Below are 25,955 nucleotides of genomic sequence, written 5' to 3' on the forward strand. Positions count from 1 at the left end.
GGTTTGGGAAGTTGAAAACAGTAAACCAAACCTACGAAAAAAAACGCGGTTCGTTCGGGTCAATCCGGGGCTGCTGAGCCCAGATGCTTGCCTACCTTTGTCTTGCGTTTTTACCTGCCCGCTAATTTTTTTCGCTTTATGACAAATTCCTTCGCTTTGGCTTTGCACGGTGGTGCCGGTACTATCTCGCCCCAGTACATGACGGCGGAAAAAGAGCAGGAGTACCGGGCGGCGCTCGGCCAGGCCCTGGCCGTTGGCTACGCGGTGCTCGCTCAGGGAGGCTCGGCCCTGGAAGCGGTGGAACTGGCCGTTCGCAGCCTCGAAGACTGCCCCTTGTTTAATGCCGGCCGGGGCGCCGTGTTCACCCACGAAGGCCACCACGAAATGGACGCTGCCATCATGGACGGGCGCACCCGCGCCGCCGGGGCCGTAACCGGGGTGCGGAGCGTACAAAATCCCATCCGGGCGGCGCGCCTGGTGATGGAGAAAACGGAGCACGTTCTGCTGGGCTACCCCGGCGCCGACGCTCTGGCCCGCCAGCACGGCCTGCCCCTGCAGCCCGTAGAATACTTCTTCACCCAGCAGCGCTACGACCAGCTGCAGGAAGCCCTGGCCGAAGGCCGCATGCGCCTTGATCATAGCCAAGCCCAGGAAACGGCAACTCCCCTGCTGGAGCCATCAGCTTTTCCTAACGAAGACCCCAAAAAGAAAATGGGTACCGTGGGAGCCGTGGCTCGTGACGTGCACGGCCACCTGGCCGCCGCTACCAGTACCGGTGGCATGACCAACAAGCAGCACTCCCGCATCGGCGACTCGCCCATCATCGGGGCGGGCACCTTCGCCGACAACCGCACCTGCGCCATCAGCTGCACCGGGCACGGCGAGTTTTTCCTGCGCGCCGTGGTGGCCCACGATATCAGCTGCCTGATGGAGTACCGGGGGCTGAGCTTATCGGAGGCCTGCCGTATTGTGGTGCACGATAAGCTGGCGCCCGTCGGAGGAGAGGGCGGGCTGGTGGCCGTGGACGCGGCCGGCAACGTGGCCCTACCCTTCAACTCCGAAGGCATGTACCGCGCCTACCAAACCAGTGCCGATGCCGGTCCGTTCGTGGCTATTTACAGGGACTAACCGCCGCCTCAGTTTTGCGCCTATATATATAAGGAGTAGCCGCAGAAAGTAGCACGGAGGGTTCTGGTTAGATATCATTCAGATTTTCAGATGATAAAGCAGGAAATACGAGCATCCGTGCTTTTCCTGAACGGATACCCCATGCTGGTCCCTACCCCCATGCGTAAGGCAAAGCGCAGCAACAAAAAAAGGCTTCCCGAGCGGGAAGCCTTTTTTTGTTGGTAGAGCACAGGGCTGGCTTAAACGGCCGGTGCCGGCTCGTTGGCATCCTGGCCGGCAGTCAGGCGCACCGACTCGGCCGCCTGCAGTCGAATTTTCAGATCGGGGTAGAACTCGCGCTGCCCGATGTCATAGACGTTGCCCTTCACCAGCACGTGCAGCAGCATTTTCTCAATGGAAATGGCCTCCCCCTTTTTAGCCGCCGCCGCGTTGTTGTGCTCCAGGTGGTGCCCATCCATGATGATAACCAGGTTGGAGCCGATGGTTTCAATGTGGTTGCCCTCCGTGATAAGTACGCCGGTGTCCTCGCCCAGCCCAATGCCGATGAGCTTGGGGTGCAGCGCCACTGCCTCAATCAGGCGGCCAAAGCGGCCCCGCTTCACGAAGTGCGAGTCGATGACGACATTGTTGATGAAGCCCAGGCCGGTACCCATCTTCACGGCCCCCTTCATCAGGGCATCCGGTACGCTACCGCCCTTGATCATGGTTTTGGACATGGCCATGGCCCCGGCCGAGGTGCCCGCAATAATAAAGTTGGGCTGATGGTAGTACCGTTCCCGCAGCGTAGCCAGAAACTCGGTGCCGCCGAAGATATCGGTCAGGCGCGACTGGTTGCCGCCCGAAAACATCACAATATCGGCCAGCTTGAGCCGCTCAATGTAGGCAGGCTGCAGGGCATCCTCCGGCACCCGAATGTCCATGATGCCCACATTATTGCAGTTGAGCATGGTGAAGGACGAAATATAAATACAGGCTACCTCCTCCGGAATCATGGAGGCAGTGGTGATGACCTCAATGCGCGGGTCTTCCTTGCCTGACTCCAAAACGACCCGCTTCAGAATGCCCAACTCGAAAAAGTTGAGGTAGTATTTCTTTTTGGTGCGCGGGTTCGGGTACGTGCCCTTGTCTTCATTGCCTCCAATAGCAATGAGCTTACCAAGCGGTTTAAGATTTTTCAAGGCGGAAAGTCAGCTTAAGCAACACAACTAAAAAGGAACCGGCTCATGCAAGCAAGGTTCAGGCCACCTCTGGGGGTAGGCTGAGGGCAGCAAACAAGGCGAGGCCGCCGGCTTGTTCCGGCTCGCTTCGCATTTGGCCGCGCCAAGTAACCGCATACCCGGTGGCCGCACGCTTGCTTCTGGTCGAAACGGCCAGCTTACTCGACCGGTTTACCCAGCAGCGCGTCGAAGGTGTTAGTGGCTACCGCGTGGTAGTTGCCCCGGGCCTCGGCATAAATGCGCCGGGCCTGGTCGGCGCCGTCCGGTACGGCTAGCAGGGCGCGGTAGAGCGGCACCAAAAACTTACGGCGCCCAACCCGCGTCATGAAGTGGCGCAGCGCTTCTGCGGCCGGCGCATACCCGGCTGTAATGGTGTGCGGAAACCAGGCCGCCAGAACTTCGGCATTACCCGAATGAGTAAACCCAAACGTGGTATCCAATTCCGTTAGCTGCACCAAGGTCAGGCCCGGGGGTAGCCTTTGCAGGAAGTACACCCACTCGTGGCTGCTCCAGGCGGCCGTGTCCAGGGCTGCGGGCGGCGTACCCTCCTTCCACTGCCGCAGGCCTTCCGCTACCGCCGCGAATCGGGATGCCGAAACCGGCGGTGCTACCGCTGGTAGGCCGGGTCCCTGAATCCAGGCATCCAGCTGCAGCTGCTCTTCCAGCCCGGGATGCTGGTCCAGCAATTCCTGCCGGAGATAGTGCACAAAGGAGGCCGTGTCCATGCTGCGGAAGCTGTGGCGGGCAAAGTATTCCTTGATAAATGTGTCAAGCGTTGCGCGGCCGACCAGGTGTTCCAGCGTAAGAAGCAGGTAGTTGCCTTTCTCGTACGCAATTTCATTGAGTCCCTCGTCGGGGTCCCGGCCGGCCAGGTTGAGGTGCAAGTGGGTATCGGGGCTGGTAGGACCCAGCTCAACCAGCGTGTGCTGCAGGGCCGTGTGGCCGAGTACTTGCAGCATATCGGCATAAGTGCGGCCGTAGAGCTTTTCCATGATACGCCGCTCAAAGTATACCGTGAAGCCCTCGTTCAGCCAGAAATCATTCCAGGTGGCATTGGTTACCAGGTTACCACTCCAGGAGTGCGCCAGCTCGTGGGCTACCAGGCTGGTCAGGCTCCGGTCGCCAGCTAGGATGGTGGGCGTCACGAAGGTCAGCCTGGGGTTTTCCATGCCGCCGAACGGGAAGGAGGGGGGTAGCACCAGCAAATCGTACCGCTCCCAACGGTAGGGGCCGTACAGGTCTTCGGCGGCCGTCACCATTTCTTCCAGGTCGCTAAACTCTGCCGCCGCGCCGGGCAAGGTAACGGCTTCGGCGTACACTCCGGTGCGGGCACTCAAAGGGCGAAACTCTACGTCGCCCACGGCCAGCGCCATGAGGTAGGCAGGAATAGGCTGGCTCATACGAAAGTGATACTCGCCTGTCGCGCTCCGCTCCTGCGGATTTTCGGCGCTCATCAGGGCGAGCAGATGAGCGGGCACCCGCACCCGGGCCTCGTAGGTGAAGCGCACCCCCGGCGAGTCTTGGCACGGCAGCCAGGTACGGGCCAGAATGGCTTGCGACTGGGTGAAGAGAAAAGGCTGCTCACGCCCGGCGGTTTGCTCCGGCGTCAGCCACTGCAGGGCCGCCGCAGCGGGGGTAGTGCGGTACTGAATCGTGACGGCAGTAGTGCCGGGTTGAAGGCTGATGCGCAGGCACTGGCCCAACACCGCATCGGCCGGGCCCAGCGCAAAAGGAGCGGGCGTACCGGCGGGGCCGTGTAACAGAACATCCTCGATGATTAGGTCGCGGGTATCCAGCAGCAGTTCCGGGGCACCGGCGTGGTTGCTGAGTTGCCAGGTGGCGGTTCCGGTCAGGGTGCGGGTAGCAAAATCTACCAGCAGCTCAAGTTCCAGGTGATGCACACTGACCTCGGCCGGCCGACCATAGCTGTGCGGATCGGAAACAAACGAAGTGGCAGTTGGGGAGGTAGTAGAAGACATAGCGCGAATAATGAAGGCAGCCGGAGGACTGGAAAAGAAAGCAAAGGTAGGCGGCTGCTCCGGGCAAACTGCACAATAAAACGGCCCTGCCCGTCAGCGCCGCAAACGGGAGCCAGCGGCCGGACCGCTTATTTCTACGTGTTTTTGTACGAAGGAGTGCCGTTAAATGCACTAACTTGCGGGGGCAGGAGAGAGGTGAGCCGCCCCGACAACTTACGGGTGCGGAAATCAGTAAAACGTCCTGAGTCAAAGTTCGGCCGTAGTTGGCGCGAAATCTGATGCAGTGCGGTTACCTTTTCTTTTGCTTACTCACATGAACGAAACACATCGTCCTTTTTTCTATACCCTTTGCTGCTGGCTACTGGGCCTGTTGCTGCTCACGTCCACCGTGTCGTGCAGCCAGGACCAGAAAGCCCAACTCAAGGAAGCGCTGCCCGGCACCCTCGGTAAAGCCGGTGGTGCCCAGCCTAAGCTCGACAGCGTGTACATTGTACAGTACATGTCGGCTGAGCCTAAATTCAAAGATCAGATTGAGTGGGCTAAAAAGTTTTACCGGGAGCGGGAATTCCGCCTGGGCTGGTTCCGTAACCACGAGTTAGTACCGCAAGCCAAAACGCTGCTTACGGTCATTAACAAGGCCGCGGATGAAGGCCTGGACCCGAAAGAATACAAAACCAAGAATTTTGATCAGCTTTTTGCCAGCTTAGAAGCTGCTCAAACTGACTCAACTAAACGCAACGCGCTGGAGAAGGAAATAGACGTAGCCCTTTCCGGTACCTACTTTAACTATGCTTCTGATTTTTACCGCGGTACGGTGGACCCGCGAGCGGTGAAGGCCATTGACTGGAAGGTAAAGCGCAATAAAATCAAGCTGCACAAAGCCCTGATGACTATCCTGAAGGAACGGGAAAGCATCTACGGTTACTACGATTTCGAGCCTCTGCACCCAGAGTATGACCGCTTGCGCAAGGCACTGGCCGACTACCGGGAGATTCAGCGCAATGGCGGCTGGCCTACCCTTCCGGCCGGTATCCGCCTTGTTCCGGGAGCTTCCTCACCGGCAGTAACGGCCCTGAGCGCCCGCCTGCTGGGGCGGGATGCTGCAACCCCGGCTCCGGCTGCCACGCCCGCGGTAGCCGTAGCAAACAAGCCGGCCGCCACCGCTACAACGTCCCCGGCGGCTGCCCAATATACCCCTGAACTGGTGGCCGCAGTGAAGGAATTTCAGCAGCAGAATGGGCTAAAGCCCGACGGTATTGTCGCCGGGGAAACCCTGCGTATGCTCAACATTCCGGTGGGCCAACGCATTGACCAGATCATGCTGAATATGGAACGGTGGCGTTGGATCCCAAAGAAATTTGAGCCTAATTACCTGCTGGTAAATATTCCGGAGTACACCCTGCACGTAGTAGAGGAGAACAAGGAGGTGTTCAACATGCCCGTAATAGTGGGCAAGACGTTGAACGCAACCCCCGTGTTCAGCGACAAAATGGAGTTCGTGGTGTTGGCTCCGTATTGGAATGTGCCCTACAGCATCATCGATAAGGAGCTGCGCAACAAGCTGGCTGCCGACCCCCACGGCACCCTCGACCGCCTCGACATGGAGGTGGTGAAAGGCTGGGGCGCCAAAGCAACCCCCGTTGACCCGGGTAGCATCAACTGGAGCGGCCTCACGGAAAAAACCTGGAAGTACACATTGCGCCGCCGCCCGGGCCCGAAAAATGACTTGGGTGATGTGAAGTTTATCTTCCCTAATTCCCAGGATATTTACCTGCATGATACTCCCCACGACCAGCTGTTCAACCAAACCAAGCGGGGCTTTAGCCATGGTTGTGTACGGGTGGCCGAGCCCATCAAGCTAGCTGAGTACCTGCTGCGTAATAAACCCGGTTGGGACCGTACGGCTATTATGGATACCATCGCGCAGGGCCGGGAGAAGTACGTTACACTCCCTGAGAAGCTCCCTGTTTACCTGGTGTACTTCACTACCTGGGTAGATGAAGCTGGCAAGATCCACTTCCGCGACGATATCTATGGCCACGACAAAGCACTGGCCAGAGAATATTTCGACTAGTTAGCTGCCTTAGCAAATCCTCTCCATTGATGCCTGCACGTAGCAGGTGCTGGCTGCATAAAGAAGCCGGCAGGATTACCATTCATTGGTAACCTTGCCGGCTTCTTTATTATATAAAAAAGCACGCCAGATAAGACAAAGCCTTGGACTGGAAGTACAACGCATACATATATTCGGGGCGCCGGCAGAGAGGATAGGCCAGCCCATGTTGGGGATGATTAGTTAGGTGTAGTGCAGCCGGTGGCTCATCTGGCGACGTAGGCCGGGTACATTGTAGTAACAAATTCAGAAACGATGTAGCGATGCATCCTAGCGTCTCATCGTCCGCGCTGAAGAGGGGCCTTCGCCCGACGCGGAAGCGCAAAGATGTGTCCCTGCAGTCGCCACTGCACCGTTCAGGAAACAGCTATATAGTCTTTAAATATCAACTATTGAGCAGCCAGATTCCCTGCTAGGCAGTCCATATAACTACTGCTGCAGCGAGTTGCGACAAGGAGTTTTCAGAACCAGGCTGACAGTGGCTGAAAAGAAATGCAGGCCGTGTTGGCAATCAGAAACCGCGGCCTGTTTACAAATGTATTTACAAGTGTAAACAGTATTTGCGGATGATAAGGATATGTTTACTTATGTGTCATGAATACTACTTGTCTTAACAATAGTAATTTATTAGGAGGCCAGGATTACATTGATTAAGAGGGGTAGTACATTTGTAAATCACGAATGCACCTTCCTATGATTGAGCAGCGCATTAAGGAACTACTACTGGCCCGCCAGCTTAGTCCGACACAGTTTGCCGATACTATTGGCATTTCCAGGCCGATTGTGAGTCATATCCTGAGTGGGCGTAACAAGCCGAGCCTGGAGGTGGTGCAGCGTACTATTGCGGCCTTTCCTGAGCTTTCCCTGTCTTGGCTGCTGAACGGTGTCGGACCGATGGTAGCTGCGGCAGCGCAGGGTGCGGAAGAACCCCCTCGTAGCCGTCCGGTTCGCCCGAGGAATGAGGGAACCCACCAGCCGAAGCAAACGGAGGCCTCAGAGGCCCTAAAACCAGAGGAAGCCCCAGCGCCGACGGCACCTACTCCTCCCGCAATTCCACCGACCATTGAAAACACAGAGGCAAAGCGGGCTGAGACAACCCCAACAGCACCAAGCAACGTAGCAGGACTGACCACACAAGCTGAAACAGCTCAGGTTGTTGCTGTGCCAGAAAAAACTATACGGCGCATTGTCATCTTCTACCAGGATGGAACATTCTCCGATTTTAGACCGGAGCAGTAGAGGGTGAATGCGCCTTGTTTTTTGTGCTTTATCGGATATATACAATTTGGCAGATCGGCTATCTGCCCTTTCCGCCGTAGGTACGTATGCCGCGCAAGTGCCTTTATGCGTTCGGTGTTAGGGTAAGCATTTTTCTAACATAAATCATAGCTAAGAGCTTGCTAAATGAATTGATAAGAGAATATAATTTGTGTATTTAAAATAGTGTTTGTCAAGTGTTTGCGTCTAAAGGGATAAAGCTGTGGATGATGTATAGTTTGTTAGCTTAACTGGGTTAGTATCATTGGTATAAGTATAATTAGCTGCAACAGATACAGAAGTAGTTTCCTATAGTCAACCGGACTGGAGAAATGCTAAATTTCTTGTTGATGGGCGAGCCTTGAAAAGTGAAATGAGATATTCACTTCTAGGAGCTAACAACATTAGCGCTCGGTGCGAGTGCCAGCTAACTGACTTCTTGCAGGCCTAGCCCAGCAAGCGGATAGCACCAGCCTATATCTTGCACCCTTCGGCACCAATCAGCCCCACGAGGAGCTGGCTAGGTAGAGCGGCATGAGTTTATATTTGTAAATACATTTGTAAACTAAACTCTAGCATTCGGGTAGGCGCCGACCTGCATTGTAGTAGCATACACTGTAATGACGCAGCAGCTTCGGCTGTGTTCCTGCTGGGAATAACAGCCAATGACACCGAGCTACTACTTGCCCTTCTTCGAGGCGGTGCTTACCTTTGAGGCATGAAAAAATTCAGTCTGCCTTTCCTGTTTGCCGCCTGCGCCTCGCTGTTCCTCTCATCCTGCTCGCAAGCTCCTGACGCGGAGAAAGATCCTAACGCTGATGCTGCCTACAAGCGCAGCCACCGTACGGAGCAATATCGCGACGCGCAGCGCAGCGACGTTAATTATTAGTCGGCCCGACTGTCTGAGTGCTTCCTAGCTGTTCTTTACAGCTAAGCACACTCCTGCAAAAGTCGATACTTATAAGAAAAGCCCCACCAACTTAAGTTAGTGGGGCTTTCGGCGTGTTGCTGGGGTAGGAGAGGCCTAGTCTGGTACTACTGCGTGATGTGAGGGTAGCAGGACGGGGAGTTCTATACGCGCCAAAAGCTCGGCTTCCAGCAACTCGGCCCAGGTGCGCAGGTAAAGCACTACATCGTCGCGTTGGTTGTGGCGCATGGCATTACGGCGCTCAAAGGGGATAGCGCCAAGAACGACCGGGTCGGAGAGGCGCTCTAGGTGCGTCAGGTCTTGGCGGTTAAAGCCCAGGGCCAGCATTTCGTCAATCGTCGCGTCGATGGGCAGGCCGCTGGTAGGGCAGTAGTCGATCAGCTGCCGCTCCCAATCACCATAGCGCTGCATGGCGCGGGCATGAATTTCTCCTTTAGTGAGTTTAGTGATGGTTTGGGCCAAATGGCCGCAGTTGCAGCTACCCATGTGGCCCCACTGGTAAGGGGCTTGAGCTGCGAGGCGTTGCGCCGTATCACGCAAGGCCTGAATGACAGGAAGGGTGCGATGAGCCATAACAGAACAGTAAGGTTATGCTGCCTGGAGGTGCCAGCAGCCTGATAAGTTGCCGGCGTACCGTTTTGTTTCATCTTCAGCTGCCTAACCAAAGAAAACCCTCCGCCAAAACGAACCCGTAAGGGTGCTTTGGCGGAGGGTAGTGCATAAGCAAGTAAACTACGGCAGTAGCGCCGCCGCGGAACAAGTGCTACCGGTTCCGGCTGTTATGGCCCCGGAAGCGGCGGCGCTGACCGCCACTTCCGGCACCCTCGGTGCTGGCGCTTCCCTGCGGACGCGAGCCGGACCCGGGTGCGGTGGGGCTGGTCCGAGCCCCTGGGTTGCCAGTCCGCTCGCCGCCACGGCTGTGCTGCCGCCCACCGCCTTCCGGCCGGGCCTGGCCCCCCGCCTGCGGGCCCCGTCCGGGGCGGGGCGGCCGGCCGGCCGGACCTTTCGGCCGTTTGATGGGTGCGCCGCCGGACAGCGGAACCGGTGCCACCAGCTCGGAGGTGTAGGGGTGGCCCTGCACCACAGGAATCTGGCGGCGGATCAGCTTCTGAATATCCTGGAGGTAGGCCCGTTCTTCTTCGTCGCAGAAGGAGAGGGCAGTACCGTCGGCGCCGGCCCGGCCGGTGCGGCCAATGCGGTGCACGTAGGTCTCGGGCTCGTTGGGAATTTCGTAGTTGATAACGTGGGTCAGCTCATCTACGTCGATGCCCCGGGCGGCAATGTCCGTGGCTACCAGCACCCGGGTAGTACCGGCCTTGAAGTTGCTCAGGGCGCGCTGCCGGTGATTCTGCGACTTATTGCCGTGAATGGCTTCGGCCGGAATTTCTGCCTTCGCCAGCGTCCGCACTACTTTGTCGGCGCCGTGTTTGGTGCGGGTAAACACCAGCACGCGGCGGATGCTACGGTCCTGCAGCACATGCTCCAGCAGCGCCGGCTTGTCGGTTTTTTCCACCATGTACACGGCTTGCGTAACGGTGTCGGCCGTGCTCGACACGGGCGTTACCGTCACCTTCACCGGGTTCGGGCGCAGAATGCTATCGGCCAGGTCCTGAATCTGACCGGGCATGGTAGCCGAGAAAAACAGGGTCTGCCGCCGGGCGGGTAACTTGGGCAGAATACGCTTGATATCGTGAATGAAGCCCATGTCCAGCATGCGGTCCGCCTCATCCAGCACAAACAGCTCAATGTTGCGCAGGTCAATAAACCCCTGGTTCATCAGGTCAAGCAAACGGCCGGGGGTAGCAATCAGGACCTCAACGCCGCGCTTCAGGGCCTGCACCTGCGGGTGCTGGCCTACGCCGCCAAAAATAACGGTGGAGCGCAGCTTGGGCAGGTGGCGGCCATAGGCGGCAAAGCTTTCCCCGATCTGGATGGCCAGCTCCCGGGTGGGCGTAAGTACCAGGCAGCGAATACGGCCCGGGGCGTGACGCTCTACCTGGGCGGTCTGGTGCAGAATCTGCAGGATGGGAACCGTGAAAGCGGCCGTTTTACCCGTGCCGGTTTGGGCAATGCCCAGCAAATCGTGCCCTTCCAGTACTTGCGGAATGGCTTGCTGCTGAATAGGGGTGGGGGTAGTGTACCCTTCCTCGCGCAGGGCGCTCAGGATAGGGTCAATCAGGTTTAGTTCGTCGAACGACATCAAAGGAGAAAAGCGGCTGCCAGACGGGCAGCGGAAATGGCACAGAGATAATGAGCCCGCAAAGGTCGGGGATTTTATACGGATGCGCGCGCTCCGCGCAAAATTGACCGGATAGTAGGGCCGCAAGGCCGCGCGAGCCCGGAAAAAGGCGCGGTAATTTTTTATAACACCAGGGCCCGATAAATCCGATTACTTTTCGTCTTCATACCCGAAACTTCTTTTCTCCTCATGCGCATCACCGATCGAAAAGTGGCCTACGATGGCCATTACAAGCTTAGCCTGCTGCAGGTGCAGGATGGCGATACCTTGCTCAAGCGGGAGCGGTTTGAGCCCGGCACCGCCGTGGCCGCGCTCGTTTATGATACGCAAACTCGCCAGTACATCTTTACCCGGCAGTACCGAATAGGGCCCGAAGCCGATCTGGTGGAAATAGCGGCGGGTATGGTAGATGGCGACGAGGCGCCGGAGCAGGCCATCCGCCGGGAAATCCAGGAAGAGCTGGGCTACGACCCCGACTACCTGGAGCAGATAGCGCGGGTGTACCCCTCGCCGGGCACCAGCGCCGAAACAATTACCATCTTCTATGCCGAGGTGAGCCGCAAAACCGGGCAAGGCGGCGGCCTGATCGAAGAAAATGAGAAGATTGAGCCCGTATTTTACCGGGCCGAAGAGTTAAACCAAGCGTCTTTTACGGATGCGAAAACGCTGGTAGCCGTGCAGTGGGCCCGGCTGCGTAACCAGTAGCTTCAGCGTCAAAACGATCCGGGCCCGCTGCCTGGGTAGGCAGCGGGCCCGGATCGTTTTTGGGCTACAATGAAGGCTGCTTACTGCGCCTTGATGATGTATTCGAAGTTCTGCTTGGTTTTAGCGTCATTAATTGTCAGCAGAATATCCTGGGGCGCGTCGGTTTTAGTGAACGGGATAGTGCGCTTGCTCATGTACAGGTCGCGGTTCCAGAAGCGGCCCTGGCCGGCCGGCAGCTCCTGCAGATTCAGCACCTCCTTGCCATCTTTGGTTTTAGCTACCAGGCTCAGGTAGGCCGGATCGGCATTCTGGGCTCCGCGGCGGTACATGGTTACGGTGAGCTGCCCGCCCGCCGGCAGCTGCTGAAATCGGCGCTGGTAGGTTGTGTCGGCCCAGTTGTTCATGCGCTTCAGCTCATTGATTTCGGTGAGCAACTCGGCATAGGGACGGTAGCTCACGCGGGTAACGCAGGCATCCACCTCCGCGTCCTCGTCGGTGTTTTTCGTGACGTTGAGCACGTAGGGGCTTTCCTCATCTTTCTTGGGGAAGGCGTATTTTTTGCGGGGCTTGCCGGGCATATACTGGGCCGAAGCCGCCAGGGTGCTCAGCAGTAAAGCGGAGAGGAGGAGAAATTTCTTCATGAATGGGTAGGTGAAAGCAGGAGAGAGAAAAAGCGGATTTCCGACCCAGCAAAGATATGGAATAGGGTGGGGCAGCCCGTATGCTTTCGACCAGTGGGGCCTGGGCCTTGGTGGAGGGCTTGGCTACCGGGCGGAAAATGTAACTACCGAAACCAGAGGCAGGCCGAGGCAGTATTTACGGATTCGCAAGAAGAACCGCGCCACTGTACCACCCTCAGTCGTTATTTGCTAGGCTCAGAAAAGCCGTTAACAGAAGAGGATTTTAACAAATGGATCAATATAAATGACGGTTAATTGTATATACATATGAGAATAAAAGGGGAATTTAGGTCAAGGTTCGGTCGTTCAATAAATCAGCGTATTTGATACCTAAAACTCTCACTATTAATCATAAAACAAATGTTTAAGCAGAGTATTTTCATTTGTGTTAACCTGTTCATCTATCCGATAAAGGAATTACAACCTACGACGTAAGCATCGCTCCGCTTGCTCTCTTAGGTCAGCTAATGCCGAGGCATTACTTCCGTAGCTGGTTATGCCACTTGACTGGCCGGCCGCAGACCACTAGGTAGGCGTCCGTATAGGTGCCTTCCTGGCTAGCCGTATTCAAAGAGCCACAGCAATAAGATAAGTCCGATTTTCGTGCGGTAGAAAAAGGCTGAAATAGAGCTTGGCAACGGGGGCTTTTTTACCTTTGAAGTCCGTTTTCTCTGCTCATTCTCTGGCTCATGAAGGTTTTGCTGACGCTGGTACTGGCCCTATGCTGGCTGACACTGCGCGCACAGGAGGCCGGGGCGTTGCGGGTGTATTCCGATCCGGGGGCGCAGTACCAGTTGGCGTACCCTGCCGCCTGGCAGCTGGTTCGCCCGCAAAACGATAGTTCCGGGGTAACCCTGCTGGCTGCTGAGCCCCCGGGCCGGGTTCTGGCAACCGTGAGCCGACGCCCGCTGCCTGAGCTCCAAGGAGGCGCAACTGGGTGGGCGGCCCGCAGTCAGCTGGATTCGGTGTGGCATGCCACGCAGCGCCTGCCGCAGGCCCAGGTACTTCAGCTGGCCCTGCACGAGGCCGACACCTACGCGGAAGTCCGCTACCACTACACCTACGCCGCTGGGCCCGCCCCGGCCCCCCGGACCCGCGTGGTAGGCCGGCGCATGTGGCAGCGGGGCCAGGAGCTGCGGCTGGAATACCGGGCTAGTACCAGCCTGGATGCATCCTACCTGGCCGACGCCGATAAACTAGTGGCCTCCCTGCGCTTTACCGGCCCAGCCCGCCCCGCTACCGGCGGCCTCCCCGCGCAGTGCGACGACAAGATGTACGGCATTGCGGCCCTGCGCTACGATAATGAGTTGTGGGAGGATGATTGCCGCACCATCCACGAGTTTGCCGCCGCCGACCTCTCCGCCCCGCCCCGCATTCACCGGCAGGTATTGCCCTTCCAGTCGTATGCGCTGGCTAAAGGATTCGATAACTGTCTGTATTCGGTCACCAAGTCGCCGACGGATGCCCCCGAGCCGGTGTACCGCTACAACCCGGCCACGGGGCAGGGCGAGTTCACTTCCTGGCTGCTACCCCCCCAGGGGCCCGAAAACGTCTGGATTTCGGCCGCTACCGATGAGCAGGGCAGCCTCTATTTTATGACCTCCGACGCCAGCAAGCTCGTGAAAGTGGCCCCCGCTACGGGTGCCGTGAGTGTGGTCTGGGCCACGGACCCCGTGCGGCAGGCGCCCTTTTACCCCACCATTGGCTTTGCCGGCGCCGGCTCCCATGGCAACTTCTGCCTCGACGAGGCCCAGACCCTCTACCAGGTGTACAGCACCGATGGGTCCCTGATCAGCGTAAACCTGAGCACCGGCCAGCCCGCGCCCACCCTGACGGTTCCTGCCGGGCTACCCAGGCGCGGGGGCTACAGCGACCTGCTGCTGCAAAAGGCCCCCGATGGCCGCCGGTGGCTGTACATGGCCGGCCCCAAAGCCCTCTACCGGGTTGATATGAGCCGGGGCGAGGCCCAACTGGTACGCCGCGGAATCTATACGGATCTGGCGGGGTGTAACGTGTTTCGCCAGCCCCCGCCCCTGCCGCCCCCGACCAGAGAAGCGGTACCTGCCCCGCCCGTTACCGGCACCTGGCGGGGTAGGGTGCTGGATGCCCGCACGTTTCAGCCCCTGCCGCAGGCCCGGTTGCGCCTGGGGCCGGCCGGGGCCGAAACGACGGTGCCGCTTAACGCCCAGGGCATGTTTTCATTTCTGGTGGAGCCCGGCCGTAAAGCAGCTGCCCAGGCGTGGCTAGCCGGTTATCTGCCCCTGGATAGTACGTTTAGCACCAGTGCCGGACCCTACGTGCAGGATATTCTGCTGCAGCCGTTAGCGGTGGGCACCATTCTGCGGCTCGATAAAGTACGGTTTGAGCAGGGGAGTGCCCGGCTGCTGTCCTCTTCGTACCCGGCCCTGAAGAAGCTGCTGCAACTGCTCACCGACACGCCCGGCCTCACTATTGAGCTGCGCGGCCACACCGACAATGTAGGCGCCCCGGAGAAAAACGTGCAGCTCAGTGAGCGGCGGGTGGCCACCGTCAAGGCCTACCTCGTGCGCCACGGCATCGCCGAAAGCCGCATTACCGGGCTAGGCCTGGGTGGAGCCGAGCCGCGGGCCAGCAACGACTGGGAGGCTACCCGCCAGCTAAACCGCCGCGTGGAGTTTCGGGTGACGGGAGTTTAAGAGGCTTTGGCTGGAATGAGGGGGTAGGAGCTCCTACCCCCGCTTGTACCCGGAGGACTTGCTGCTGTCCTGTCCGGCACATCCGCAGCGCTTGGCTCCTGTCGGGGAGGGGTTGAAAGGAAATGGGGAGCGAGGCAGTAGTGGTCTGGCAGCCATGGGGGCATAAGCTTGCGTGGAGCGTACTGACGCGGATAAGGGAAATGGTGGCCCCGGGGGCGGTGTTGCTGTAAAGACAAGGCAATAATGTCTTCTCAAAAAGAAGCACAGGTATTCTATAGGGCCCTGAAGGCTACTGCTCTACTGCTGGAAGCTGATTTCTGGCTGACAACTGACAGGCTGAAGAATGCGTGCTGGGTCGAAGAGGAGGGTAGCCTGGTTCTTGAAGATGAACCGACCGCCTTGCTCTTTTATGTCGCCAAATCCTTGCAAGAAGCTGTTGCCGTGCCGTAGAAAGGCTACTGGTGTGCTCACCGAACCCGGTTTGCCATTGTACTCAAGCCGCCAGTCCGCCAGCAGGGTATCCCCGTGCATCGTACCGCTGATGGGGCCGCTTTGACGGTGCGCGTCCTTAAAGACAATGCGCCCTGTTACAGCCGGATGCAGTGTGCTAATCTGCAGATGAATGGTGTCATCGTCCGAGTAGGCAGCATAGCATTGGGCGTAGTGCTTCAATTTGGCCTGTTGGTTGTGGTTTGGCTGTTGTTCGCCACAACCAGTAAGCAAGCCGAGAAAACTCATCAGGAAGCAAAGCCTTTGCACAGTTTCTGGCAGTTGGGTGAAATGTAAGAAGGCTCAGTAATGCGCTACTTTCCGCCCATGCTCTTATCCCGGGCGCCCTTGAACTCGGAGCCGGCGCGCCACTGCGGGAAGGTAGTTTCGGCGGCCAGGCGCTGGCCCACGCGGAAGTAGAGCTGGGCATCCTGGGCAATGCCCGAAAGGTCCCAGCTGGGGTCAAACTGGTCGGCGGGCTTGTGGTACATGTTGGTGGTATAGTTCTGGCGCTGCTGGGCAATGGCTTCCTTACCGCCAGTGCGGCTCTCGAAGCCGCCGCTGGCGTAGAGGGAGGGCACACCTACGTGGGCGAAGTTAAAGTGGTCGGAGCGGTAGAACATGCCGGTTTCGGGCTGCTGATCGGGGAGGATGTAGCGGTCCTGCTCCCGGGCGGCGGCGCGGGCGTAGTCCTCCAGCTCCGACTGCCCGTAGCCGATAACCGTGAGGTCTTTCATCTGCCCATAGGGCCAGAGCATGTCCATGTTCAGGTCTGCTACGGTTTTGTTGAGGGGGTAGGGCGGGTGCTGGGCGTAGTAGGCCGAGCCCAACAGGCCCTGCTCCTCGGCCGTTACGGCCAGAAACACAATGCTGCGCTCCGGCTTCTGGGGTGCTTTCTGGAAGGCCTCGGCAATGCTGAGCAAGGCGGCCAGGCCGGTGCCGTCGTCCACGGCGCCGTTGTAGATAGAGTCGCCGGCAATGGCTTTGCCTACCCCAAAATGGTCCCAGTGGGCCGAGTAGATGATGTACTCGCCGGGGCGGGTGGTACCGGGCAGCACGGCCAGCACGTTGCGCGAGGTCTGGCGGCGCAGCTTGTTCTGGATGCTGCCCGAAAGGGTAAGCCCGCCCAGGGGCCGGGGCCGAAAGCCGCGGGTGTTGGCGGCGGTATAGAGCTGCTCGTAGCTGAGGCCGGCCGCCTGGAACAGCTTCTTAGCCGCGTCCAGGGTCAGCCAGCCTTCCAGGGCGCACTTGTCGGCGCCTTTATTGTCCGTCTGAGCGCGCAGCTTGGGGCTGATGGCCCCGCTTAGCACCACCGACCAGGGGTAGGCCGCCGGTTTGGTATCGTGCACGATGAGCACGCCGGCCGCGCCGTGGCGGGCCGCTTCCTCGTATTTGTAAGTCCAGCGGCCGTAGTAGGTCATGGCCTTGCCCTTGAACAGGGTCGTGTCCTGGCCCGCATTGCCGGGGTCATTCACCAGCACCACCACGGTTTTGCCCTTCACATCGAGGCCCCGGTAGTCGTCCCACCCGTACTCGGGCGCTACCACCCCGTAGCCGGCAAATACCAGCGGGGAGTTGCTGACGCTGACCTGCGGCTGCTCGCGCTGGGTGAAACTCACAAAGTCGGTTTTATACTGCAAGCTCAGGGGCTGGCCTTTGCCCTTGACGAGCAGGGTAGGCGCGGGCGTGCCGGTAATTTCCACCAATGGTACCGGCTGAAAGTACGAGCCCCCGGGGCCCGGCTGCAGCCCCAGGCGCCTGAACTCATCGGCCAGATACTGGGTGCTGCGCTCCTCGCCCGCGGTAAACGGCTTGCGCCCCAGCATCTCATCCGCCGAAACAGCCTGCAGGTAGCGGCCAATGGTAGCAGCGCTGATGGCCTCAGCGGCAGCCGGAGCCGAGGCTTCCGGCGTGAGAGTGGCGGCGGTTGGCGCGGCGGCAGTGGTGGTAGCCGTTTGCGACTGGCAGGCGGCCAGGGCGGTCAGGCCCAGCAGCAGGCTGGCCGGGAGCAGGCGGGGGAGAAGCATAGAAACAGACGGTTGAATCGGGCGGATAAGGTAGCAGAAGTTGCGGGCTAAACCGGCGTTTCGGGCAAACAAAACCTCCCTGCATACGTGGCCAGCAGGTACGCACAACGCCCGGCCGGCCGTATGTCCGTGGGCTTGGACGTACGGCCGGCCGGGCGTTGTGTGCCGGCGGCGGCTACCGCGTAGAGTGGCGGCCTACTTTGTAAGAAGAGTGGCTGCGGGCTTTCTGCTTGAACAGGGAAAGCCGCTTCTTGCTCTTCTTGTGGCCTTTATAGCGTTTATAAAACGGGCGGTGGGTATATACTTTGCCGCGCATCTTGGCCCGGGCGTAGCGGGTAGGGCGGGCGGCAGCCACCGGTTCGGCCACGCCAATCATCAACAGCGCAACCAACAAAAGCACGATTCGGGTCATAGGCCAAACGGATTAGATTCAGCCGTATAACTCGGGGTAAGGCAAAAAATTGTGCGCTGCTTGGCGCCGGCTAGTGGCCTCGAAGGCAGGGGGGTAAACAAACCGGGCTTCCCCATTTGGAGAAGCCCGGTTTATAGAAATGTGGGCGGAAGTGACCCTAGCTGCCTCCAATGGTTTGGTTGCGCGAAGGCTGCTTGGGCGCCGGCGTAGTCGTTTTCTTGCGTTTCCGCCAGATCTGGTACCACCGCTGCCGGTAGCGGGCCGTGCGCTTCTTCCGGGACTTGCGGCCGCGGCCCTTGTAGGTCCGGTAGTTGGGGCGGTGCACGTAGGTTTTGCCGCGCATTTTGGCCCGCGCGGCCGGCCCGGCCTGGCCCAGCGCCGGGCTTACATCAACTAATGCCATCAGCATCAGCCAGAGAAGGAGAAAAAGTCTTGGCATATGAAAAAAGAGATAATCCGGTAGAAGGGGAGGCAAAAGTAGAGACGGCCGGGCAACTATTTGGCCAGAATGCCAGCATTACGCAAAAAAAGTAGGAGTCGGATTGTGGAATTGGGCCGGCCGCCGCATCTGTCTGGTAGAAATTATATGCTGCCTGGCCTATGTTGCAATTCTTACGCTTCCTTCCTGTTCTGATGGGGATTAGCCTGCTGCCCCTCGGCAGCACCGCCCAGCAGCGCCTGGCCTCGGCCCGGACGCGCAGCTACCTGACCAAAGTGTTTCACCTGACCGATGCCCAAACGCGCCGCCTCTACCAGCGGGGCATGGGCGCCGTGCAACCGGACTTTTTCGCCCACCCCGTCGATTCGTTTCCAACGGATGAGCCCCGGCGGGCCCGGCCCTTGCCCCTGGGCTACTACCTGCTGGCCCGCACCGAAGGCCCCGAGCTGGTGTACTGGCTCCGGGCCGTTACGGACCGCCGCCTGACTACCCTCGACAACCAGGTCGATCTGACCCTGCTCGTGCGCGACACGCTGGGCCGGCTGCTGCCCGATGCCCGCGTGCTGCTGCCCTCCGGCCGCCCCGTGCCCTTCGATGAGAAGCTGCAGGCCTACCGCCTGCCCGGCAACGCCGCCCGGCCCGGCCTGCTGGCCGTAACCCAGGCCGGTCGTACCACCTACCATACCCTGGCCCAAACGTTTCCTACCCCCCGCGGCCGGCGCAGCCCCTACCCCCTGACGTGGCGGCGGGTGCTGCACCGGGTGGCGTTTGGCTTTCCGCTGGGCTACCTGGGCCGGCCGGTGCAAAGCCTGGTGCGGCAGCTGCGGTGCGCCTCGTGCTCAGCGACGGGGGTAGTGGGGCTGGTGCGGGCGGCATTCAGCGAGGCGGTGCGGGAAGAGCGCCGGCAGGAGCGGGGGCAGCGGCTGGGGCGGAAGGCCTGGGTAGGCTATCTGGTGCTGAGCAAACCGCGCTACCGACCCACCGCCGACACGCTCCGGCTGAAGGCGCGTATCCTGCGCTCCCACTCGGGGCGGCCCTACCGTAAGCCCTTGGAGCTGCGGCTGGGGGTAGGCTACGGCTCGGAAGGCAAGAAAGTAGCGGTGCTGCACCCGGTGCGCCCCGGCTCCTATGAGTACGCGCTACCCCTCACCGATACCCTCGGCCTGCGCCCCGACCAAACGGTGCGGGTGCTGCTGACGGAGCCGGGCCGGCCGGGCGTGGTGCTGAGTCAGGCCAGCTTTCGGCTGGAAGATTACGAGCTCAACAACACCCGCTACACTCTGCGCCCAGCCGAAACCCAGCACCGGCGCGGCACCACGCAGGCCGTGTTTCTGCGCGGCCAGGATGCCAATGAGCTGAACCTGCTGGATGCCCGGGTGCGCCTGAGCGTGACGCCCCAGAGCGTAGGCCGGTTTCCGGGCCGGCAGGTGTTTGTGCCCGATACCCTCTGGACTCGCGCCCAGCCCTTGGATGCTACCGGCGAAACCCGCCTGAACCTGCCCGCGGCCGCCCTGCCCGCCACCGACCTCACGTATAAAGTGCACGCTACCTTCCTTAACGGCGACAACGAGCGGCACACCGAAACGGCGTTTGTCGGCTACGCCCTCGACCCCGGGCAGCTGCTGCTGGAGCTGCGGCAGGATTCGGTGGTGGCTCGTTCCGCGGGAGCGGCGCAGCAAAGCCAGCCCCGGCGGGCCGTGCTGGAGGTGCAGGGGCCGGAACAGGCGGGCGGCACGCGCCTCCTGCGCCGCGACACCGTGGTGCTACCCCTAGTTCAGCCCATAAATTGGCAGGCCACCCGCTACCGTCTCACCGATGCCACCGGCCACGAAGCCACCCTCGACCTGGACGCGGACAACGCGGGCCTGCTCATCCGCTCCGAGCGCACTGCGGATTCCATCCGGATTATGGCCGAGAACCCGCGCCGACTGGCGTTCTGGTTTTTCCTGTACCGGGGCAACGAGCTGGTGGAGCGCGGCTATGGCCCCCAGCTGCAGGTAGCCCGCCCGGCCGCCAGCCCGGAGCCCTGGTACGTATCGGTGCACTATTTCTGGGCCGGCGAAGTGCAAGTGGCCGAGTACAACGTGCCCCTGCCCCAGCACCGGCTGCTGATAGAAGCCGACCAGCCCGACGTAGTGTACCCCGGCCAGAAGGTGGCCCTGCGCTACACCGTGCGCGACTGCCAGGGCCGCCCCGTGCCCGGCGCCGACCTTACGGCCTACGCTTACACCAGCAAGTTTGCCGCGCCGGCGGCTCCTGCCGTTCCCGATTTTGAGCCCGCCGTGGTCGGGCGCGTATCGCGGCGGCGGTTTGCGTTGGGCGCAGGGTTTGCCCACGATTCGGTTGCCGGGCAGCAGCTCTTGCCCTGGGGCGCGTGGCGGCGGCAGCTGGGTCTCGATTCCCTGCGCTTTTATCAGTTTCTCTACCCCGAGTACGGCACCTTTCATGAATACCAGCCCGCCCCGGGCGGCCTCACCCAGCTTTCTCCCTTCGTGGTGGATTCGGGGCGGGTGCAGCCTACGGTGGCGGTGTATCTGGATGGGGTGCCCGTGTACGTGGCGGCGGTGAACGGCGGGGAGCCCTTTGCCCTGGTAGCCGACAGCGGCCGGCACACCGTAGCTATCCGGACCCCCACCCACCTGGTCAGCCTCCGCGACGTGTACCTGCGCCCCCTGCACAAGCTCACCCTTAGCATCAACCCCCACCAGCCCTGCCACGAGCTGACGGTGGAAAAGCGCGGCCCCATGACCCGGCAGGAGCAGGAACAGCTGCAGCGCTTTCTGGTGCTGGTGGAGCGCGGTGCTGCCAACGAGCAGGTGCTGCTGCGCCAGGGCAACCGCCTGCAGCCTTTGGGCGAGGGGCTGCCCCGGGGGCCTTATCCGGGGCGGCCCCGCTCGTCCCGTTACCCTGGCAATAATAGCCTATTGCACCTGGCCGGCCCTTTCCGGCCCGATTCGGTGCTGCTGCGCCGCTCCGATGGGCTGCGCCGGCGGTTTCTGCTGGAACCCATGTACCGCTACACCTTCGCGCCGGGTTTGCTGAAGATGCGCAGCGTGGAAAGCCCGGCGTTTGGTAACCTGGCCGAGGCCCGCACCTTCCTGCCCCTGGCGTTGCCCTTCCAGGATTTCGCCTACACCGAAGCCGACCTCCGGCCCCAGCCCGCCACCAACTACTACCGCGCCCCCCAGCGCGAACCTCTACTATTCAGCCCCAGCACGACCCCCAAGGGCCAGGGCCGCCTGGTCGTGCGCCTGCCCGCGCCGCCAGCTCCACCCCAGCAGGCGCTGCCTCCGGTGCTGTACACACTCATTACCCAGCCCACCAACGCGCAGTTTGCGCGGCTGCTGCGCTACCTGCCTACCCCCCTGCACGCCCTGCCCCCCGGCCGCTACCGCCTGGCCCTGCTGCTGGCCGACAGCTCCGTGCTGGCGCCCAACGCTGATATGCAGGTGCGGCCCGATGGCACCACCTACGTGCAGCTGGAGCGCCCCGACCTGCTGCCGGAGGGCCGGCTCAGTAAGCAGCTGCGCCGGCGCATAAGGCAGCTCGTGACGGAAAATCTGCCCGCCACTCCACCCAGCCCAGCCCAGGAGCTACGGGAGTCGCGGCGGGAAATAGAGGTGGCGGTGCCCGTGGTACCCCAGCCCGGCTGGCGGGTGCAGCGCGGCCGCGTCGAGGACCGGGCGAGCGGGGAGGGGCTGCCCGGCGTAACGGTACTGCTGAAAGGCACTACCCACGGCATCAGCACCAATGCCGATGGCAGCTTCGAGCTGGCCGTGCCGCCCACCGGCGGGGTACTGGTCGTATCCTCAATTGGCTACATCAGCGTGGAGCGGGCGGTAGATGGCGCTGATGTGGTTGTTGCCCTGAATGCCGATTCCAGGCAGTTAAACGAGGTAGTCGTGACGGGCTACGGGATGGAGCGGAGCAGAAAAGAAATAACCGGGGCCGTTACCAGCATCAGCACTGCCCTGCAGGGCAAAGTGGCCGGGGTTACCATTACCAGTAACGGCCAGCCTGGTACCTCGCCCCAAATCCATATCCGGGGTGCCAGCACCGTCGCCGGTAGTAATGCTCCGCTGCTGATTGTGGATGGGCTGCCTTTCAGCGGCAAGCTGGAAGACCTGAGCCCGGATGACATTGCCAAAATGGACGTGCTGAAAGCGGCTTCGGCCATGGCCATGTACGGTTCGCGAGCCAGCAGCGGGGTAGTCATTATCACCACGAAAAAGGGCGTTCCGGGCCGGCCGGCCCCCGGCCTTAACGGCAGCCCGGAAGCTCTGGACCCGGATGGCCTGCCGCTGGCCGGCCGCGACCCGCGCCTGGCCCTGCGCCGCCGTTTCTCGGATGTGGGCTGGTGGCGGCCTACCCTCGTAACCGACCCGCAAGGCCAGGCCCGCACCGAAGTCATCATCCCCGACGACATCACCGGCTGGGATACCTTCGTGCTGGCTTCCGACGACCACGCCCGCACCGGCTCCTTTACCCAGTTGCTGCGCTCCTTTAAAGCCGTGATGGGGGAGCTGGCGGCCCCGCGCTTCCTGATTCAGGGCGACCGGCCCCAGGTAATCGGCAAAACCCTCAACTACCTCCCCGATACCGCCCAGGTAACCACCAGCTTCCGGGTGGGCGAGGGGCCGGCGCGCACCCAGCAGCGCCGCGTGGCTACCGCCGTGCTCGATACGCTTACGTTCACGGCTCCCTCCACCGCCGATTCCGTGGCCGTCAGCTTTGGACTAACGCAGCCCAACGGCTACCAGGACGGCGAGCTGCGCCAGATTCCGGTGTTGCCCGCCGGCACCCGCGAGCGGGTCGGCACCTTCGTTGTGCTCACCGCCGCCGATACTACCCTGACTCTGCCGGTACGGCCGGAGCTGGGTCCCGTAACGGTGCGCCTGGAGAGTGACCCACTGCCGGCTTTGCTCGAAGAAATTCAGCACGTGCAGCGCTACGCCTACCTCTGCAATGAGCAGGCGGCCTCTAAACTCAAAGCCCTGCTGCTGGAGCAGCGCATCCGGCAGGCGCTGCAGCACCCATTCAAGGCCGAGCGGGACGTGGATCGCCTGATCCGGCACCTGCTGCGCGGCCGCCATCAGCCCGGGGGCTTGTGGGGTACCTGGCCTACCTCGCCGGTGAGCCCCTGGGCTACCCTGCACGTAGTGGAAGCCTTATTGGCCGCTGAAGCGCAAGGCTATAAAGTAGCCCTCGACCGGGACGCCCTGCGGCGCTACCTGCTGCAGCAGCTGGATGTTGCTTTTGCTGATGCGGCCGTACGTCGGGCTCTCGATGGCACCGCTCCCGGTCAGCGCCCCGATGCCCTGTATTTCCGCACCGATGACGACCGGATTCGGCTGCTGCAGGCCCTGCACCGCCTCGGCGCTACCCCCGATTTTTCGACCTACCTCCGCCGCCTGGAGCGGGAACAGAAGGGGCGCCAGCCCCTGGACCGCTACCTGGCCCTTGCTACCCTGCGCCAGCAGCTGAACCTGCCGTACCAGCTCGATACCCTGCGTCGTTTCCGGCTGCGCAGCGAGCTGGGCGGGGCCTTCTACGCCGACACGCTTCGGGCCGGCTCCTACTACCGCTACCTGCTGCCCGAGCGCCTGGGCAGCACTCTACTAGCCTACCGGCTACTGCGAGCCCAGGGCGGCCACGAGGCCGAGCTGGTGCGCATCCGGACGTATCTGCTCAACCAGCGCCGCACGGCCAGCCACTGGAGCAGTACGTATGAGGCAGCCCAGATTCTGGAAACCATTGTGCCCGATTTACTGGTGCCTGCCGGTGGAGGCCTCATGGCCCGCGCCCAGCTGAGCGGCGCCCTCAGCCAGGAAGTCCGTGCGTTTCCCTTCGAAACCACACTGCCCCCCACGGCCGGGACCCTAACCTTGCGTAAGCAAGGCGGTTTGCCGGTGTATGCTACTGCCTATCAATCGTTCTGGAACCCTACCCCCGCGGCCCAGGCCAACCCCTTTGTGGTCAGCACCCGGCTGGCCGGGCAGGAGGGAAGCCGCATCCGGCTGCGGGCCGGGCAGCCCGCCGAGCTGGAAGTAACCGTGGACGTGAAAGCCGAAGCGCGCTACGTGCTGCTGGAAGTGCCCATTCCGGCCGGCTGCTCCTACGGCGAGAAAACGGGCGGTAACTACTTCGAGGTGCACCGCGAGTACCTGCGCCATCAGGTGGGTATTTTTATGGATGTGCTGCCGGTAGGCCGCCACACGTTTCGAGTGGCCCTGCAGCCCCGCTACCGGGGGCGCTACACCGTCAACCCCGCCAAAGCCGAGCTCATGTATTTCCCTACCCGCTTCGGGCGCTCGGCCAGCAAACAGGCCGTGGTAGAGTAGGGGCTGTAGGCAAGGAAATGGAGTGCCCGTTCTTCCGTGCGCCGCCACGGAGGGCGGGCGTTTGGCTTGCTCTCGCCGCCGCTTGCCGTACTTTCGGGCCTATGTCCGAAACGTCTGCTTCCAGCGGCCGCTGAGACCCTACCCCCCCGTCTGGAATAGAAACCCGCCACAGCTTGGCCAAGCTGCCGACTGCGCTACCCTGAAACCAGTCCACCGCATCAGAAGCTTAGCGAAACTATTGCCTCTACTCTCCTTTTCTCACTCCTATCCTGATGCTCTCTTCCTCCAAAGAATCCCAGATCCGGGCGGCCCTGCTGGGGCTGGCCGTGGGCGATGCCCTCGGCGTACCCGTTGAGTTCCAGAGCCGTGCTGCTCGCCAGCTCGACCCCGTGGTGCACATGCGCGCCTATGGTACCCACCACCAGCCCGCTGGCACCTGGTCCGATGACGCCTCGCTCACGTTTTGCCTGGCCGAAGCTATTGCTGACGGCTTTTCACTGAGCAAGCTGGCCGAAAACTGCCGCCGCTGGTACTACCACAACTTCTGGACGCCCCACGGCGCCGTTTTTGATGTGGGCATTGCTACCCGGGAGGCTATTCAGCGGCTCCACGCCGGCGCCAACCCCGTAATGGCTGGCGGCCGTGATGAGTACAGCAATGGCAACGGCTCCCTGATGCGAATTTTGCCGCTGGCTTTCTACCACGAGGACTTTCCAGTGAAGGCGCGTTTTCAGCTGATCCGCGAAGTGTCGGCCATTACCCATCGGCATATTCGCTCGGCGGTGGCGTGCTTTCTGTACCTGGAAATGGCCGCCTACCTCCGGGCGGGGCTTCAACCAGCAGCGGCCTACGCCCAACTCTGCGCGGCCTCACCGGCTAAGCTTTACGAGCTGAACATTCCGGCCCAGGAGGCTGATTATTTCGAGGTCATTCTCAGCGGCCGCCTGCCCGACCTGCCTCAGCAGCTGATTAAAAGCGGCGGCTACGTGCTGCACACGCTGGAAGCAGCCCTGTGGTGCTTGCTACGCTACGAAACCTATCCCGAAACCGTGCTGGCCGCCGTCAACCTCGGCGACGATACCGATACCACCGGCGCTGTAGCGGGCGGGTTGGCCGGACTGTACTACGGCGAAGCGGCCATTCCTGCGGAGTGGGTGCAGGTGCTGGCCCGCCGCCCGGATATTGAAAACCTGGCCCACCGGATGGCCGCCGGCCTATAAGCAGCTCCCCCCCCCCCCGGGGGGGGGGGGGGGGGGGGGGGGGGGGGGGGGGGGGGGGGGGGGGGGGGGCAAAAAAACAAAAAAAAACCCCACAAACAGAAGAGGG

At 61.2% G+C, this 25,955-nt stretch carries 17 protein-coding genes; 8 read left to right on the forward strand and 9 right to left on the reverse strand.

Features of this window, described 5'->3' with window-relative positions; all coding sequences use genetic code 11:
• Positions 1-138: 138 nt before the first annotated feature.
• A complete protein-coding gene (locus GGU46_RS11675) occupies positions 139-1,128 on the forward strand; it encodes an isoaspartyl peptidase/L-asparaginase family protein (protein WP_183403720.1) in 990 nt (329 codons plus the stop codon).
• A gap of 239 nt (positions 1,129-1,367) precedes the next feature.
• Here the strand turns inward: GGU46_RS11675 and GGU46_RS11680 are convergent, their stop codons facing one another.
• A complete protein-coding gene (locus GGU46_RS11680) occupies positions 1,368-2,306 on the reverse strand; it encodes a cyanophycinase (protein WP_183403721.1) in 939 nt (312 codons plus the stop codon).
• A gap of 197 nt (positions 2,307-2,503) precedes the next feature.
• Positions 2,504-4,324 (reverse strand): M1 family metallopeptidase, encoded by a 1,821-nt coding sequence (locus GGU46_RS11685; RefSeq protein ID WP_183403722.1) that lies wholly within the window; start codon positions 4,322-4,324, stop codon positions 2,504-2,506.
• A 313-nt stretch (positions 4,325-4,637) separates the two neighbouring features.
• On the opposite strand from GGU46_RS11685, the gene GGU46_RS11690 reads away from it, so the two are divergent.
• From GGU46_RS11690 to GGU46_RS11700, 3 genes are all read left to right on the forward strand, one after another.
• Positions 4,638-6,398, forward strand: coding sequence for a L,D-transpeptidase family protein (locus GGU46_RS11690; RefSeq protein WP_183403723.1), 1,761 nt, complete (start codon positions 4,638-4,640; stop codon positions 6,396-6,398).
• Between the two features lie 732 nt (positions 6,399-7,130).
• Positions 7,131-7,676: a helix-turn-helix domain-containing protein gene (locus GGU46_RS11695; protein WP_183403724.1), complete on the forward strand. Its 546-nt coding sequence runs from the start codon at positions 7,131-7,133 to the stop codon at positions 7,674-7,676.
• 736 nt (positions 7,677-8,412) lie between these two features.
• The gene (locus GGU46_RS11700) at positions 8,413-8,583 is read left to right on the forward strand and encodes a hypothetical protein (RefSeq protein WP_183403725.1); all 171 of its coding nucleotides are present in this window, start codon (positions 8,413-8,415) and stop codon (positions 8,581-8,583) included.
• Positions 8,584-8,718: 135 nt separating this feature from the next.
• Here the strand turns inward: GGU46_RS11700 and GGU46_RS11705 are convergent, their stop codons facing one another.
• Together GGU46_RS11705 and GGU46_RS11710 are read right to left on the reverse strand one after the other, a co-directional pair.
• Entirely contained in the window at positions 8,719-9,195 is a 477-nt protein-coding gene (locus tag GGU46_RS11705) for a hypothetical protein (RefSeq protein WP_183403726.1), read from the reverse strand.
• Positions 9,196-9,385: 190 nt separating this feature from the next.
• On the reverse strand, positions 9,386-10,822 hold the full coding sequence (locus tag GGU46_RS11710) for a DEAD/DEAH box helicase (protein WP_183403727.1): 1,437 nt from the start codon (positions 10,820-10,822) through the stop codon (positions 9,386-9,388).
• A 228-nt stretch (positions 10,823-11,050) separates the two neighbouring features.
• Here GGU46_RS11710 and GGU46_RS11715 point away from each other — a divergent pair, with 228 nt between their 5' ends.
• Entirely contained in the window at positions 11,051-11,566 is a 516-nt protein-coding gene (locus tag GGU46_RS11715; protein ID WP_183403728.1) for an NUDIX domain-containing protein, read from the forward strand.
• 80 nt (positions 11,567-11,646) lie between these two features.
• Here GGU46_RS11715 and GGU46_RS11720 read toward each other — a convergent pair whose 3' ends face one another.
• Positions 11,647-12,207: a hypothetical protein gene (locus GGU46_RS11720; RefSeq protein WP_183403729.1), complete on the reverse strand. Its 561-nt coding sequence runs from the start codon at positions 12,205-12,207 to the stop codon at positions 11,647-11,649.
• A 728-nt stretch (positions 12,208-12,935) separates the two neighbouring features.
• Between GGU46_RS11720 and GGU46_RS11725 the strand changes: the two genes are divergently transcribed.
• Positions 12,936-14,921 (forward strand): OmpA family protein, encoded by a 1,986-nt coding sequence (locus tag GGU46_RS11725; protein ID WP_183403730.1) that lies wholly within the window; start codon positions 12,936-12,938, stop codon positions 14,919-14,921.
• 297 nt (positions 14,922-15,218) lie between these two features.
• Here the strand turns inward: GGU46_RS11725 and GGU46_RS11730 are convergent, their stop codons facing one another.
• The 4 genes from GGU46_RS11730 to GGU46_RS11745 form a co-directional block, all read right to left on the reverse strand.
• Positions 15,219-15,659: a hypothetical protein gene (locus GGU46_RS11730; protein WP_183403731.1), complete on the reverse strand. Its 441-nt coding sequence runs from the start codon at positions 15,657-15,659 to the stop codon at positions 15,219-15,221.
• Positions 15,660-15,724: 65 nt separating this feature from the next.
• The gene (locus tag GGU46_RS11735) at positions 15,725-17,437 is read right to left on the reverse strand and encodes a M28 family metallopeptidase (RefSeq protein ID WP_183403732.1); all 1,713 of its coding nucleotides are present in this window, start codon (positions 17,435-17,437) and stop codon (positions 15,725-15,727) included.
• Positions 17,438-17,612: 175 nt separating this feature from the next.
• Complete coding sequence (locus tag GGU46_RS11740; RefSeq protein WP_183403733.1) at positions 17,613-17,849, reverse strand: hypothetical protein; 237 nt, start codon at positions 17,847-17,849, stop codon at positions 17,613-17,615.
• Between the two features lie 157 nt (positions 17,850-18,006).
• On the reverse strand, positions 18,007-18,288 hold the full coding sequence (locus tag GGU46_RS11745) for a hypothetical protein (RefSeq protein ID WP_183403734.1): 282 nt from the start codon (positions 18,286-18,288) through the stop codon (positions 18,007-18,009).
• A 161-nt stretch (positions 18,289-18,449) separates the two neighbouring features.
• On the opposite strand from GGU46_RS11745, the gene GGU46_RS22320 reads away from it, so the two are divergent.
• Entirely contained in the window at positions 18,450-24,629 is a 6,180-nt protein-coding gene (locus GGU46_RS22320; protein WP_183403735.1) for a TonB-dependent receptor plug domain-containing protein, read from the forward strand.
• A gap of 272 nt (positions 24,630-24,901) precedes the next feature.
• A complete protein-coding gene (locus GGU46_RS11755) occupies positions 24,902-25,849 on the forward strand; it encodes an ADP-ribosylglycohydrolase family protein (RefSeq protein ID WP_183403736.1) in 948 nt (315 codons plus the stop codon).
• Positions 25,850-25,955: the final 106 nt, after the last annotated feature.

This window comes from Hymenobacter latericoloratus (genome assembly GCF_014199535.1).
Lineage (GTDB): Bacteria > Bacteroidota > Bacteroidia > Cytophagales > Hymenobacteraceae > Hymenobacter > Hymenobacter latericoloratus.